General features: G+C 65.4%; 3 protein-coding genes. All 3 read right to left on the reverse strand.

The annotated features are described in order from the left end of the window. Position 1 precedes the first annotated feature (1 nt). Positions 2-3838 carry an amino acid adenylation domain-containing protein gene (locus tag MKS85_RS11635; RefSeq protein ID WP_310662879.1) on the reverse strand — a complete coding sequence of 1279 codons (3837 nt, stop codon included), beginning with the start codon at positions 3836-3838 and terminating at the stop codon, positions 2-4. After that, a complete protein-coding gene (locus tag MKS85_RS11640) occupies positions 3835-14040 on the reverse strand; it encodes a non-ribosomal peptide synthetase (RefSeq protein WP_310662880.1) in 10206 nt (3401 codons plus the stop codon). The genes MKS85_RS11635 and MKS85_RS11640 overlap by 4 nt, the downstream gene beginning before the upstream one ends. Positions 14041-14133: 93 nt before the next feature. After that, positions 14134-16032 (reverse strand): condensation domain-containing protein (locus tag MKS85_RS11645; protein WP_310662881.1); only part of this gene is annotated, 1899 nt, incomplete at its 5' end.

The following is a 16032-nucleotide window of genomic DNA, read 5'->3' on the forward strand; positions in this document are numbered from 1 at the left end:
TTCAAACCGCTCCGTGTGTAGCAATGGCCGTGAGACGCGCCGCCAATTGTTCGTGCAAGGCGCGTTGCTCAAGGATGGTCAGGTGTTGCGCCGTGATGACCTCGCGGGTCAACGGCCCGCTGCTCAGGTCTTCCCAATGCGGGTCGGCGAAGTCAGCCTGGGCCAGGGTGTCGCTGGCCCACCAGACATGCACCGGGCAGCTTAGCCGGGCAGGCTTGAAGGTCGCCAGCAGATGCTGCGTGTGCTGCTGGTAGCGCAGCCGCGTTTGCAAATGCTCCCAACTGTCGCCATCGAGTTGCAGGCCTTGCTGGCGTGCCCACTGCACCAGCTCCGGCAGGCGTGCCGCTGGGGGCAGGGCGTCCAGTTGCTCCAGCAATGCGGCCATGATCGGTGGCGGCAACCGGCGCATCACGCTCTGGCTGTCCGGTGTCAGCGCTTGGGAGGCTGACTCCAGCAGCGCCTCGACACTGTCTTCTGGCGCTTGATGCTGGTACTGCGAGTCGATGATACCGAGAAACGCCACTGCTTGGCCCTGGCTTTCCAGGCGCGCGGCCGCAGCAATCGCCAGCAGACCACCGAGGGAGAAGCCCAGCAGGTGGTACGGCCCCTGGGGTTGCTGTTGGCGCAGGTGCTCGACATAGAGCGCGGCGAGGCTCTCGATATCGCCGCCCAGCGTTGTGCTGTCGTCGCTCAGGTACGCCGCCTGCAAGCCCCACAGATGCCAGGCCGACAGCGGCGCCAGCAGCGTGCGGTAATCCTGCACGTGGCCGGTGGAGGGGTGGAAGCAGAACAGGTTGGCGGCTTCGACAGCGTTTGGCGCCGACAACCGCACCAGTGGCGAGAGTTTGAGCTCGGCCTGCACCAATGCTGCAAATGCCGAGACGCTCGGGGCGTTGAACACCGCATTGACCGTCACTGGTGCCGACAGCGCGGTCTGCAGGCGACTGGCAAGCGTCACCGCCGCCAGGGAATGGCCGCCCAGCTCGAAGAAATCATCGTCGATGCCCACTCGCTCCAGGCCCAGCACCTGTGCCCAGACCTCGGCGAGCAAGGCTTCCAGCGGCGTGCGTGGCAAGGCACTGCCGACCGTGTCGAGGACTTTGTCAGCCCATTGCTGCAGGGTCTTGCGGTCGAGCTTGCCGTTGCCCATCAGGGGCAAGGCTTCGACGATCCGCAGGGTGGGCAGCATGTAGTCCGGCAAGCAATCCTGGGCCTGGCCATGCAGCCTGGCGACTGTGGTCGAATGCCCGGGCGCCAGGGTCATGAAAGCGAACAGTTGCTGGCCGAGCTCGCCGCGAGGGATGCATTCCACCGCGGCCTGGGCCACACCGGTAAGGCTGGTCAACTGCGCCTGGATCTCGTCGAGTTCCACGCGGAACCCTCGGATTTTCACCTGACGGTCGGCCCGCCCGGTGATCTCCAGGCTGCCGTCATGGCGATAGCGGGCCATGTCGCCGGTGCGATAGAGGCGTTCGCCCGGCCGATGTGCCAGCTCGATAAAACGTCCGGCGCTTTGTTGCGTGTCCAGGTACCCGCGGGCCAGTTGCGGGCCGGCGATATACAGCTCGGCGCTTTGCCCTGGGGCGGCCAACGCTTGCTGCTCGTCGAGCAGGTACAGGCGCATGCCGTCGAGGCGGTCGCTGAGGGGCAGGCGACGATAATCCACGCTCGGATCGGCTTTGTGCATCACCACCCCAACGGTGGTTTCGGTCGGGCCGTAATGGTTGAAGACCGTTAGCGCCGGAGCAAGGCTGCGAATGCTTTGCAGCAGGCGCCGCGAGCAGCTTTCGCCACCGAGTATCAATTGTTTGCGCGGCAACACGGCAGCGCTTTGGGCATGAATCAACCAGGCGTCGAGCAACGACGGCACGATCTTCAGGTGATCGATTGGGTACTGCGCCTGCCAGGCTGCCCAAGCCTGGGCGTCCATGGCCGTTTCCTTGTCCAGCAGGTGCAATTCGCCGCCGCTGAGCAGGGCCGGGAACAGCAACGTGTAGCCCAGGTCGGCCGCCAGTGAGGTGACCACTGCACTGCGTTCGCCTGCGGCCAGTTGCAAGCGCCGGGATACGCTGGCGACATAACTGGCCAGCTGTCGGTGCTCGACGATGACGCCTTTGGGTGTACCGGTGCTGCCGGAAGTGAACAGCACGTAGGCCGCGTCCTGTCCTTGGATCTCGACGTTGGTTGCAGTCGTTGGCGCTTGCTGCCAGGCCGCTTCCTCGCGCAGGTCGAGGCTGCCGATGCCCGGCAACGCAGGGGCGCTGCCGGCCGAGCCGCTGAGTATGAAGGTCGGCTGGGCTTGTTGCAGGATCGCCAGCGAGCGTTGTGCCGGCTGATGCACATCCAGGGGAACGAACGCCGCGCCGCTCTTGAGCACGGCGAGCATGGCCAGGACCATCTGTGCCGAGCGATCCAGGTACAGCGCCACGCGATCTTCGCGACCCACGCCCTGGGCGCGCAGGAAATGCGCCAGTTGGTTACTGCGGGCCTGCAGTTGGGCATAGCTCAACTGCCCATTGGGGTCGCGCAGGGCCAAATATTCGGGAAACTGCGCGGCACATTCATCGAAACTCGCCGGCACGCTGGTAAACGGCAGTGCCGTAGCGTCGGATGGCGCCTGCAGGGCGGTCAGCGTTGCGGTAAAACTCGGCGCCTGCACTGACAGTTCGGCCAGGGGCTTGCTTGGATTGGCGAGGGCATCGAGCAGCAGCGATTGGAATTGCTCCAGCAGGACCAGGGCGGCCTGTTCGCTGTAGCGGCCCGGCAGGTGGCAGAGGTTCAGGCGATAGCCGCCAGCGGTCGTTTCGGCCACCAACAGCAGCTCCATGCCCGCGGGGATGGCCTGTGCGTCCAGCACCGTGAGCGTCGACGCCATGCTGCCCAAGGTGTCGAGTCGATCGGGCAACTGCCCACCCCACTGGAAGCCGTACTGCAAAGTGTCGGCCGGCAGTGCAGCGCTGACGCCGCAGTATTCCTGCCATTCGGTGGCTTGCTCGCAGAGCACCTGCAGGTTCGCCAGCGCCTGGGCAAACTGGCTGTCCGCCGCCGCTTGCCAGCGCAGGGGCAGGGGCTTGGCGAACAATCCCCAGCAATCGGCGAGTTCTTCATAGTCGTCGCGGCAATCGTGGACCCAGTTCAAGGTCAGTGCCGGGCTGTCGCCGCTACTCAGGCGCTGCAACAGCACGCCCCAGGCCGTCATCAGCACTTGTTCGGGCGATGCGTCGTGACGTTGGCAAAAGCTGTCCAGGGCCATGCTCAACTGTGGGTTGGCGCTCAAGCGAGTGGTCACCGGGGCGTCGGAGCGGTCGCTGCGAACCTCACGGTAGAGCAACTCGCTGGCGACCGCTTCGTCCAAGGCCTGGCTGGCCCAGAAACGCCGGCCAGGCTCGGCGTCTTCATCGGCCTGCAACTCGTAGAGCCAGGCGCTGTACTGGGTATAGGTCATGGCCTCGTCATCCACCGATGGCGCCTCTATCGAGCCCAATGCCTGCGCCAGGCGCAGCAAGGTCCCGCGATCCGCGCTCAGCGCCGGCAGTTGCAGCGTGACCCGCTGCCGATCGCCGTCGAGCGCTTGCACCTCGACGCTGATGGCGTCCGTGGCCGTGACCGTGGATTCAACCACTTGCAAGGGCATCAGCAAGCCTGGCTCTGGCCGTACCCGCAGGCGCAGGGCCTCGTGGCACACGCTCAGGGCGGCGAGTCGTTGGTGCAGACGCTCCAGGGCCAACGGGCCTTTTATTTCCAGTTCCAGGCGCGCCGCCGGCAACCCCGCCAACCACTGGCTGCGTTGTTGGGGCGAGAGGGCGAAGGCTTCTTCGCGAGTTTCAAAGGCGCTCATGCCTGCACCTCCGCAGCCAGCGGCGGCTGTGCTTCGGGCAGGCAACCGGTCAATTGTTCGCGACGCATCATCTGGCCCATGGCGACACAGATCTTGCGCTCACCCTCGAAGGGATCCCGAGCGTGGGCCACCAACATATTGTCCAGCATCACCATGTCACCCTTTTGCCAACTGAAACGTACCGCGCAGTCTTCATAAGCCTCGCCGATCACTTGCATCACTGCGTCTTCAATCACGCTGCCATCGCCGTAGTACACGTTGCGTGGCAAATGTCCGGGGCCGAACAGGCTGATCAGGTTGCTGCGCACTTCCGGCTCCAGGCAGGCGGTGTGGTGCAGTTGCACCTGGTTGAAGAACGACAGTTCCAAGGTCTTGGGATGCTCGACGATGGCCGGGCAGTGCTGGGCAATCCGCAGGTTGTCGGCCCCCAGCCATTCCCAGCGCATGCCCGACGCCAGGCATTGGCGCTCGACTTCCTCACGCTGTTCGGTCTTGAAGAAGTCCTGCCAGCGCACATCCAGCTTGTTGGTGAAGTGCCGCACGTACAGCAGCCCCAGGGCCTTGAAGCGAGCGACGATGTCCTCGGGCAAGCGCGCCAGCACCTGCCGGCAATCGACGATGGGCGTGCAACCGCCACGCGGCGCCGGCGTTTCGCAATAGAACCACTGCTTGCGTGGCCACTGCGGCAGATGGGAGCTCTCGTTGTGGAAGAGAATCATGTGCTGTTCCGGGTACGGCGTGGAGTGGTAGATGTTCTTGCCGGACTTGTTTTTCGGCAGGTCACCGTAGGTCCCGTAGAGGTCGGGTTCGATGGCCTGGGCGAACTGTTCGAAAGCGCTGGCATCCGGCAGGTTGAAACCCCGGAACAGCAGGCCGCCGTGGGTCAGCAGCTGTGCATTGATCCATTCCCGCGCTTGCAGCGCCCAGTGCACCGGGTCCAGGTCGCCGAGCAACGGCTCGATCACCAACGGCAAGGCTTGCCCGGCGTTAAGGGTGCGGGTACGGACCTGCTCATGGGCCACCTGGCTCACAGCGGTTGCACGGGTCTGCTTGAGCTTGCTCAATTTGGACTGCTTGCGCGCGCTGCGTGCCGTGGCCTCGTCGAGCGACGAATCCGCCAGGGACGCTGCGCTGGCGTTGCCACCCTCAAGGCGCCACGACCAATTGTCCAGCGCTTGTCCCGGAGCCGAGACGATCTGCTCCAACAGGCTCTCGAAGCCTTGTTCGAGGCGCTGGATGGTCGGCTCGTGCAACACGCTGGTGCGATACACCCAGCGCACATTCAGGCCTTGATCTTCGTCCTCTTCGACAAACACGGCGAGGTCGAACTTGCTGCTTTCCTGGCGTGATACCAGATGCTCCACCTCAAGCTCCGGCAGGCTGGCATTGCCGCTGGGGGTGTTCTGCATGACGAACAGCACCTGGACCAGGGGATTGACCCCTGGTGTACGCGGCGGTTGCAGCTCCTCGACCAGTTTGTCGAACGGCACCTGTTGGTGCTGGAACGCCGACAGGCAATCCTCGCGCAAGCGTTGCAGGCGGGCGTCAAAGCTTTCGCCCTCGCTCAGGCGGGCACGGATCGGCAGCACGTTGACGAAGAAGCCGATGAGATGCTCCAGGGCCGGATGTTCGCGGTTGGCCAGGTCGGTGCCGACGATACAGTCGTTGGTCCCGGTGGCCCGTTGCAACAGGCTGTTGAAGGCATTGAGCAGGACCATGAACAGCGTCGCCCGCTGCTGTTGAGCATAGGCCTTGAGCATCTGGGCCTGGGCCGGTGTGAAGCGTTGCTCCAGGGCCGCCCCCTGATAGTCGGGACGCGCCGGGCGTGGCTGGTCAAGCGGTAGCGGGATCAGCGTTGGCGCGCCGTCGAGTTGGCGGCGCCAGTAGTCGATGGCCCGTGCCAGCAGGCGCTGTTGGGTCTCGCTGCGTTGCCAGTAGGCATAGTCGGCGAACTGGATCGGCAACACCGGCAGCACCGGTGTCGAACCGCTGGTACGAGCCTGGTACCCGACGATTAGCTCCTGCATGAGGATGCCCATGGACCACGCATCGGTGGCGATATGATGCAGCACCAATTGCAGCACATGATCGTCGGCGCCAAGGCGCAGCAGACTGGCGCGCAACATCGGCGCCTGTTGCAGATCGAACGGGCGTGCCGCCTGTTCATCAATCAAGCGTTGCAGGGTTTGCGCTTGTTCCTCGTGGTCGAGGTGACTCAGCTCGGTCGGCGTCAGGTCAACCCGCGGTGCCGGGCTGATGACCTGGCAAGGCTGGTCGCCGTGGAGATGGAACGCCGTGCGCAAGGACTCATGGCGTTCGAACACGGCCTGCAACGCCGCTTGCAGCGCTGCGACGTCCAGCGCACCACGCAGCCTGATGGCGGTGGTCATGTTGTAGGCGGCGCTGGGGCCTTCGAAGCGATCCAGGAACCACAACCGTTGTTGGCTGTAGGACAGCGGCAATGGCTGGTTGCGTGGCGCCAGGGCAATCTCGCTGTTGCCGTCGGCCTCGGTCTGGGCGTCGCGTTGCTGATCGACCGCTTCGGCCAATTGTTCCAGGGTGCCACGCTCGAACAGCGTGCGCAGCGGCAGGTTCACGTTCAACCGTCGGCGAATCCTCGACAACACCTGGGTGGCCAGCAGCGAGTGACCGCCGATGGCGAAGAAGTCGTCGTGCACACCGACGGTGTCCAGGCCGAGAATTTCCTGCCACAGCTCGGCCAGGACCTGCTCGGTCGGCGTGCGCGGTGCCAAGCATTGCGCCTGCGCCGTTTCGTCCTGGGGCACACCCAGGGCGGCGAGGGCGCGACGGTCGACCTTGCCATTGGCGTTCAGCGGCAATTGCGCAAGGGCCAGCCAACGGGCTGGAACCATGTAGCTTGCCAGTTGCTGGCCCAGGTAAGCGCTCAAGACCTGTTGCGCGGACTCGCCGCCCAGGTTGGCCGTGTCGTCGAGCACATACCAGGCCACCAGTTGCAACGCCCCGCGCGCGTCGGGCAGTGCCAGCACCGCCGCGCTGTCCACCGCTGGGTGTTGCATCAGGCGGTTTTCGATCTCGCCCAGTTCGATGCGGTGGCCACGAATCTTCACTTGCTGGTCGCGCCGCCCGAGGTATTCGATCACGCCATCGGCGCGCATACGGCCGATATCACCGCTGCGATACAGCCGCGCATCGGCCTGGAACGGGTGCGGAACAAAGGCTTCGCGGGTGCGTTGCGGGTCGCGCAGGTAGCCGCGACCGACGCCGACACCACCGATGCACAATTCGCCGGGTACACCGACAGGGACCAGGCGCAGCGCCGAGTCGAGAACGAACACCTGGTTATTGGCGGTCGGCTTGCCGATGGGCATGTGCAGGCAGTCGTCGGCGGGCGCTTCGGTGATGGGGTAGAAGGCAACGTCGTCCGAGCATTCGGCGGGACCGTAGGCGTTCATCAACGGGATCGCCGGGAAGCGGGCGAACCAGTCCCGCGCCAGGGCCGGCGGCAATGCCTCACCGGTGGGCAGGAGCCAGCGCAGGCTCGCCAAGGTGTGGTGCGTCTGGCTTTCCTGGAGCATGCCGCGAATCAGCGCCGGCACGGTTTCCAGCAGTGTCAGTTGCTGCTCTTGAACCGCATCGAGCAGAGCCACAGGGTCATGGGCCTGGGCATCGGGAAGAATGTGCACGGTGGCGCCGAACAGTGGCGCGGCGAGGAACTGCCACACGCTGATATCGAACGCCGCTGAAGCCGTCTGGGCAATCCGGTCGTGCTCACCCAAGCCCAGGCTCGGGACCTTGCCGAACATGTTGTTGAGCATCCCGCGTTGTTCAACCATCACGCCTTTTGGCGTGCCGGTGGAACCCGAGGTGAAGATCACGTAGGCCAATTGATCCGGGTTGTGCGCATAGGTGACCGGCGGCTGTTCGCGGCCTTGCCAGAGCGCCTGGGCGATCAGGCAGGTGGGTTGCTGGCGCATCTGCGGCAGGACGTTGTCCAGCGTCGAGCTTGCGTGCTCGCAGACCAGCAACAGCGGTGCTTCGCCCAGGTCCAGCAGCTCCGCCAGACGTGCATGGGGCTGTTGGATGTCCAGGGCCTGGAACGCCGCGCCGACCTTGAGCGTGGCGATCATCATCGTCAGCAAGGCCAGGCCTCGCTCAGCGAACAGCGCCACCAGGGTTTCCGGGCCGGCACCGGCCGCTTGCAGCGCATGGGCGATGCTGTTGGCGCGGCGGTCCAGTTCGGCGTAGGTCAGCGATTGCCCCTGGCATACGGCAGCGAGGTGTTGTGGACGGTTGCGCACTTGTTCGGCGAACAGCGCCGCATAGCCGCGCTCCAGCGGGAAGTCGACGTCGCTGCGGTTGCAGTCGATCTGCAACTGCCGGCGTTCCGCCTCGGGCAGCATGTGCAGGCTGCCCAGTGGCGCTTGCGGCGTCTCCAGCATGCCCGAAAGCAGCTGCACCAGATGGCCGAGCATGCGCTGCACGGTGTCAGTGCTGAAACGCATGCTGTCGTAGGACAGGCGAATGCCCAGGCGGTCGCCGGGGTACAGCACCACCGTCATCGGGAAGTTGGTGTGCACCCGGTCTTCATAGATGTCGATGCTGAAGGCATCCAGTTTCACGCTGCTGATATCCAGCGGCGCGTTCTCGAACACCACCAGGCTGTCGAACAACTGCTGGCCGCGCGGCACTTGGCTGCAACGCTGGATGTCCACCAGCGAAGCGCTTTCGTGTTCGCGCAATTGCGCGTTGTGGGACAGCAGCGCCTGCAACCAGTCGGCCACTGGCACCTCGGGGTCGACATCGATGCGCAGTGGCAGGCTGTTGATGAACAGCCCGACCATTTCTTCTACGCCGGCAAGGTCAGTCGGGCGGCCGGCGACGGTCACGCCGAACAGCACATCGCGGTTGCCGCTGTAGCGCGACAGCAACAGCGCCCAGGCGCCCTGGATCCAGGTGTTGGGGGTCAGTTGGTATTGCTGGCACAGCTGCTGCAGCCGCTGGGTCTGGGCGATGCTCAGGGTCTGGTCGAAATCGCCAACCTGTTCCGGTGCCTGCTCCGGACGCGCCACGGGGCTGTCCACATGCAGCGGTGTCGGTTCGCTGAAACCGGCCATTTCGGCCTGCCAGAACGCATGGGCGGCGGCCATGTCATGGCGTTCCAACCAGCTCATGTAGCCGCGGAAGGAGCGCAGGCGTGGACGGGCCACCGGCTCCTGGCGCACGATGGCCTGATAGATCGCCAGCAGGTCTTCCATCAGCAGGCCGAAGCACCAGGCGTCGGTCAGGATGTGGTGGAAACTGCGCACCACGGCGAAGCGTCGCTCATCGAGTTGGAACACTCGCAAGTGGGTCAGCGGCGCACAGGCCATGTCGAAACCTTGCAGGCGCTGTGCTTCGAGGGCCTGGTCCATCGCCAGGCGCTGCTGTTCTTCATCGAGGTGGCGCAGGTCCTGCCAGTCGAACGCCCGATGGGTTTGGCGGTATACGCATTGCAGCGGCTCATGATCGTCCTGCCACCAGAAGGCAGTGCGCATCATGGGGTGGCGCTCAAGAAACAACTGCCAGGCCGCTTCCATCGCCGGGCGCTGCAGTACCCCGTCCCAGCTGTAGCGTTGTTGCATCAGGTAGATGCCGCTGTGGGGTTGCAGCAGGGTGTGCAACAGCATGCCCTGTTGCATGGACGACAGCGGGTAGACGTCTTCGATGTTCGACCAGTCCAGCGGTTCGGATGCCAGGGTTTTCGCTTGCTTGTGGCACAGCGCAAATGCCTGGCTGGCGGGGCGCAGGTCGGCTGCGCTGGCCAATCCGGCGAGTTCGTTCAAGCGTTGTGCAAGGCGCGGTGCCCAGTCGGCGGCGAGGGCGCCGTGGCTGCGCAGGTGCAGGCAATCGTCCTGCCACCAGGCGTCCAGGGTCAGCGGGCAAGTCGAAGCTGTCGCGGGGCTTGCGGCTTCGACCTGGGCCAGGATGCCACGCTCTTCGCGATGGCTGTCGAGGTTGCCGAGCCAGCGAATGGCCACCGATGCCGCCGGCAGATCACGCAGCGGTTCTTGCAGGTAGGTGTTGTCCGACAGGTAGCGCAGGGCGCCATAGTCGACGCCGTGCTGCGGGTAGGCGCGCATTTGCGCGGTCAGGGCCTGCAAGCGTTGCAGCAGGCTGTCGCCTTCGGGCTGGAGGAAGTACGGCACCGCCAGGGCCAATGGTCCCATGATGCGTGCCGGGTCGAGGTCGGCCACGGCAATCGGCGTATTTACCGGCAGGCGCTCGGCGCTTGGACGGGCATCGTGCACGCTCAGCGCAACCAGGCCATTGCCGCACAGTTCACGGCACTGTTCGACCACGGCAGCGGCCAACAGGCTGTTCCAATCCAGTTGCAGCACTTCGCCCAAACGCTTGAGCTCACCTGAGGTGGCGGCCGGCAGGGTCTGCTCGACCACGCTGGCCGGCTGCTGGCTGTCCGGCAGTTGCAGCGTTTCCGTGCCGGCGTATTGCAGCCAGTGTTCCCAGGCGTCGTCCAGGGCATCGCCCTGTGCATGGGCCTGCTGGTGCCGCGTCCACTGGGTGAAATCGCCACCGGTGTAGGACAGGCGCACCGGCCGCTGATAGCGCAGTTGCGCCAAGGCCAGGTTGAGGTCGGTCAGCAGCAGCGCCCAGGATGCCTCGTCCAGACACAGCGGATGAGCGGCCAGCAGCAGGGCGTGTTTGCCGTCCACCTCCAGCAGGCGGGCATGCAGGGTTTGGCCGGCGTCCAGTGCCAGCGCGTCGACACCGGCCTGGGCCAGGGCTTGCAGTTGCGCCGGGGCGCAGGTCTCCAGTTTCTCGGTGGCGATGACCGGGGCCTTGGCCGCGACCAGTACCCGTTGCTGCCACTGACCCTCCGGCAGGGCCTTGAGCGCCAGGCGCAAGGCCTGGTGGTGTTGCTGCAAGGCGCAGATGGCCTGGGTCAGCAGCTCGCTATCGAGCGTCTGGCTCAGCGCCACGCAACGCCAGGTGGCGTGCAACGGCCCTTGTTGCAGGCGCGCCAGTTGCCCGGCGGCCAGCGGCAGGTCATAGCCATCGGCAATCTCGTGTGCCACGCCATGGCTGGCATCGGCGCCCAGCACCCGGGCGATATCGGCGATGGTGCGGTTCTCGAAGAGCTGGCGGGGCGTGAGTTTCAGCCCTTGCTGGTTGGCGCGGGCGATGATCTGCAAGTTGATGATCGAATCGCCGCCCAGGGCGAAGAAGTTGTCGTGCACGCCGACACGTTCCAGCTTCAGGACTTCCTGCCAGATGGCGGCCAGCTGCGCTTCGACTTCATTGCGCGGCGCGACATGGGTGGCGCTGTCGTCCGTGGGTTTTTGCGGGAGCGGCAAGCGCTGGACATCGACCTTGCCGTTGCGGGTCAGGGGCAGTTCGTCGAGGGTGATGAAGTGCGCCGGCACCATGTAGTCCGGCACCCGCGCACCCAGGTCGTTACGCAGTTTCGTGGCGGACAGCGACTGGCTGGCGACCAGGTAGGCCACCAGGCGCAAACTGCCGTCCAGTTCCACGGTACGGACCAGCGCCTGTTCGATCAGCGGCGACAGGCGCTTGAGTTGCGCTTCGACTTCGCCCAGCTCCAGGCGGTTGCCGCGGATCTTGACCTGACTGTCGACCCGACCGAGGAACGCCAGTTGGCCGTCCACTTGCCAGCGCACGCGGTCGCCAGTGCGATACCAGCGTTGCTGATCGGCGTCGAGATGGAAGCGTTCGGCGGTCAGGTCCGGGCGGTGCAGGTAACCCCGGGCCAGGGCGCCGTTGATCAGCAGTTCGCCGGATACCCCGGTGGGCACCAGGCGGCCGTTGGCATCGACCACTTGCAGTTGACGGTTCGGCAGTGGCCGGCCGAGGGCGATGCTGCGAAGGCCCGCCGGCAACTCGGTGGCAATCGCCCCGACTGTCGCTTCGCTCGGCCCATAGTGGTTGAACACCCTGAGCCCTGGCGCCAGGCGGTTGACCTGTTCCAGCAGCGCCGGGCTGAGGGCGTCGCCGCCGAAGACCAGCAGGGCGCGGGGCAGCAGGCGGGCATCGGGCAACGCCTGCAACAGGCCGGCCAGATGACTTGGGGTGATCTTCAGCACATCCACCGGGTGTTGGTCGAAGAGTTCGGCCAGTGCCAGGGGGCTGAAACCGCTGTCTTCATCCACCAGCAACAAGCTGGCGCCGCTGCACAGGGCGCCGAACAGTTGGGTGTGGCCCAGGTCGGCGGCGATGCTGGACAGCAAGCCGTAGCGAGCCGCCGGTGGCGGGTTGAGCACTGCGTGCACCGCCGTCAGGTAATCGACGATGGACTGGTGCTCGACCACCACGCCCTTGGGGGTGCCGGTGGAGCCCGAGGTGTAGATCACGTAGGCAGCATCGGTCGGGCTGTGGACCACGACCGGTGGCGTGTCTGGCTGGGAGGCGATGGCGTCGGTCTGTTCCGCCAACCACAGCGTCGGCGTGTGCTCGGCCAGGTCTTTGAGCAGGGGTGAAGCGGCGGCACCGATCAGCAGTGCGGCGCGGCTGTCCACCAACACGTCGGCCAGGCGCCCGGCAGGCTGCTTGAGGTCCAGCGGCAGATAGGCGGCGCCGGCCTTGAGGGTGGCCAGCAGGGCGATCACGAACTCGGCGCTGCGTTCCAGGGCCAGTGCCACCACGCTGTCGTGGCCGATGCCCTGGGCACGCAAATACTGGCTGAGGCGGTTGGCCTGCTGATCCAGTTCACGGTAAGTCAGGGCGCTCTGGCGGTCGCGCACCGCCAGCTGTTGCGGGTGGGCGGCCACCTGTTGTTCGAAGCGCTGGTGCAGGCACGTAGCGGCTACCGGCAGTTGTACACCACGGCCCTGCACGAGCAATTGCTGGCGTTCTTCAGGGCTCAGCCATTCAAGCTCGCTGACCCGGCACTGCGCGTGCGCCGTCATCGCCAACAGGATCGCGCGCAATTGGGCCGACAACACCGCGACCTCGGCATCGCTGAAGCGACTGCGGTCGTAGCTGATCAGGTAGTGCAGTTGTTTGTCCGGCACCACGATCAGCGACAACGGGAAGTGGTTGCGGCCTTGGGTGTGGGTGATGCCATCGACCTGCTGGTCGCTGCTCGGGGCACTGAAACTCAAGCCACCGGTGTCCTGGTTAAGTGCGTCGGTGACCGGGAAGTTCTCGAACACCAGGATCGAGTCGAACAGCGCCTGTTCAGCGGCGATGCGGGTCATCGACTTGAGTTTGCCCAGGGGCAGGTAGGCGTGGTGGCGCAGATCGCTGTTGGCTTGCTGCAAGTGTTGCAGCCAGTCCACCAGGGTCGGCTCGTCGGCCCATTGCACGCGCAGCGGCAAGGTATTGATGAACAGCCCGACGGTGCTGTCTACCGCCGCCAGGTTCTCCGGACGCCCGGCGACGGTGACGCCATAGACCACGTCGTCACGCCCGGCGTGTTGACCCAGCAGCAGTGCCCAGGCGCCCTGGATCAGCGTGTTGATGGTCAGGTCATGCTGACGGGCGAAGTGCGCCAATTGCTCGGTTTCGCTGGCGGCCAGCAGGCTTTCCCGTTCGGCGAACGGTGCCCCCGCAGGCGCTGGCTGGCGTACGGCGAAGCTGGGCAGTGGGGTCGGCTCGCTCACGTCCTGCAACTGTTCGCGCCAGAAGCTTTCGGTGGCGGCCATGTCCTGTTCCGCCAGCCAGGCGATGTAGTCTCGATAAGGGCGGGTTGGCGCCAAGTGGGCGGGGCGGCCATGGGCTTGTTCGTAGTACAGCGCCAGCCATTCCTGCACGGCGATGCCGACGCTCCAGCCGTCCATGAGGATGTGATGGAAGGTCCAGATCAGGTGCCAGCGCTCGGGGGCCAGGCGCACCAGGCACACGCGCATCAGCGGTGAGTCATTCAGCTCCAGGGGTTGCGCCCGCTGTTCCAGTGCCAACTGTTCGAGCGCGGCCTGCGGCTCGGCGCGGTCCTGCCAGTCCAGTTCAGTCAAGGGCAACTCAACGTCCTGTTGCACCACCTGATAGGCATCGTCCAGTTCTTCCCAGAGAAACGCACTGCGCAGCACCGCGTGACGCTGCATCAGCGCCTGCCAGGCACCACGAAAAGCGCTCAATTGCAGCGGGCCGTTCATGTCCAGGCTCAACTGCTGGTAATACACCCGCGAATCCGGTTCGTAGACGCTGTGGAACAACAGGCCGTGCTGGGTCGGCGAAAGGGAGTAGATGTCTTCGATGTTGTTCATGCTTGTTTGGTCCATTTCAAAGTCTTGAAAACTCAAGTGAGTCGATCAGGGCGCCGCGCCGGTCCGAGACCTGCGCGGGCGCGGCGTCGCTCGCTAGCTTTGGGAATTGGGTTTGGTCTTGAGTTTGCCCAGCAGCTTGTCCAGGGACTTCTGGTTCAGCGCCTTGGCCAGCGGGAAATCCGCTGGCATCAGCGAACCGGCCTGCGGGTCGAGGCAGTGCTCGACCAGCGCCTGCAAGTGTTCCAGCAGACGAGCGGGCAAACGGCTGTCGGCGTTCGGCGTGACGCTGTGCCATTCGACACGCAACACGCCGTCCTCCAGCCAGGCCACTACTTCACGGGCATGGGTCACTCGGTTCACCGGGGCCACCTCCGGCGGCGGGGTCAGGCTGCTGGCGCGCAACCAGCCCTCTGGCGTTTGCTCATGCCCCAGGTAGTTGAACAGCACATCACCGTGGCTGGCCGGCAACTCGCCGCGCTGGCGCAGCAAGCCGTAGCCAAGGCCTTGGCCGGGTACGTCACGCAAGGCTTGCTTGGCGTTGCGCACCTGCTCGCCCGCGGCACCGCGGGCATTCACCCGCAGTGGGTACAGCGTGGTGAACCAGCCGACGGTGCGGCCGACGTCCAGCCCGGCAAACGGTGCGTCACGTCCGTGGCGCTCAAGGTCCACCACGATATCGCTGCGCTGTTCGACTTCGGCCAGGGTCGCGGCGAGGGCGGCGATCAGCAGTTCTTCCGGTTGCGTGCGGTACGCCGCGTGGGACTCGGTCAGCCATTGCTGCGTGCGGCTGGCATCCCAGCGGGCCGCCAGTGTCTGGCGCTCGGCGACCGTGGCCATGGGCGGCCGGTTCGTGCCGACCTGGGCACTCCAGTAGCGATGCTCGGTAGCAGCCTTCGCGGCATGGGCTTGCAGGTGCTCGGCCCATTGACGATACGAGGTGGTTTTTGCCGGCAACGCCAGGCTTTCGCCACGTTCCAGGGCGGGGTACAGCTGTTGGAAGTCTTCCAGCAGCGGCGTCCAGGACACCGCATCGACCACCAGGTGATGGGCCACCAGGTACAGGCGCTGCGGCGTGCCCTCCAACAGGGCTGCGGCAAACAACGGGCCGTGTTGCAGGTCCAGGCTCTGCGCGACGTGCAGCAGTTGTTCCGGGTGTTCGCAGCGGGTCAGTTGGGCCGGGGCCACCGGCGCGATGTGCGCCTGCCATTGCCCGTCGATGTTGCTGAAACGCAAGCGCAGGGCGTCGTGGTGGGCCACCAGCCGGTCCAGCGTGGCTTGCACGATGGCCGGTTCCAGGCGACGGTCGCTGTCGGCCAGCACCGATTGGTTCCAGTGGGCGGCCTGGACCTGCTGCTGGTCGAAGAACCACTGGTGCAACGGCATCAGCGGCATTGGCCCGCTCACGTCGCCTTGCTCGGCCTGGGTCAACAGTGTCGTGGTCACGTGGGCCAGCGCCGCCGGGGTCGGCGAGCGGAACAGGTCCCGTGGCGTGAGCGAATAGCCCTGTTCACGCAGGCGCGAGATCAGTTTCAGGCCGAGGATCGAGTCACCACCCAGGGCAAAGAAACTGTCCGAGGTGCCGACTTCACGGCCGCCGGTCAAGGTGTCGCCGAGCAGTTCGCCGAACAACTGGCAGAGCAGGCGTTCCAGCTCGTTGCGCGGTGCCGCGTAGTCTTTCTGGGTGCTTGGCAGGGGCAGGGCAGCCAGGGCCTTGCGGTCGATCTTGCCGTTGGTGCTCAGGGGCAGGGCCGGGATTTGCACCCACACTGCCGGCACCATGTACGCCGGCAGTTCGGCCGCGAGCTGGGTGTCGAGATCCGACTGCGCGGTGCTACTGCTGTAGAACGCTACCAGGCGGTTGTCGATGACCAGGGTGCAGGCGCCGGTGATGGCCGGTAGGTTCAGCAGCGCTGAGTCGATTTCCCCCAGCTCGATGCGCTGGCCGCGCAACTTCACCTGATGGTCGAGACGCCCCAGGTACTCGATGTTGCC

The organism is Pseudomonas sp. JL2 (assembly GCF_031570495.1).
GTDB lineage: Bacteria > Pseudomonadota > Gammaproteobacteria > Pseudomonadales > Pseudomonadaceae > Aquipseudomonas > Aquipseudomonas rhizophila.

What these genes read in the sequence shown, in the direction of transcription:
- MKS85_RS11635 (WP_310662879.1), bottom strand. Translation starts at nt 3,838, where the DNA reads ATGAGCGCCTTTGAAACTCGCGAAGAAGCCTTCGCCCTCTCGCCCCAA.
- MKS85_RS11640 (WP_310662880.1), bottom strand. Translation starts at nt 14,040, where the DNA reads ATGAACAACATCGAAGACATCTACTCCCTTTCGCCGACCCAGCACGGC.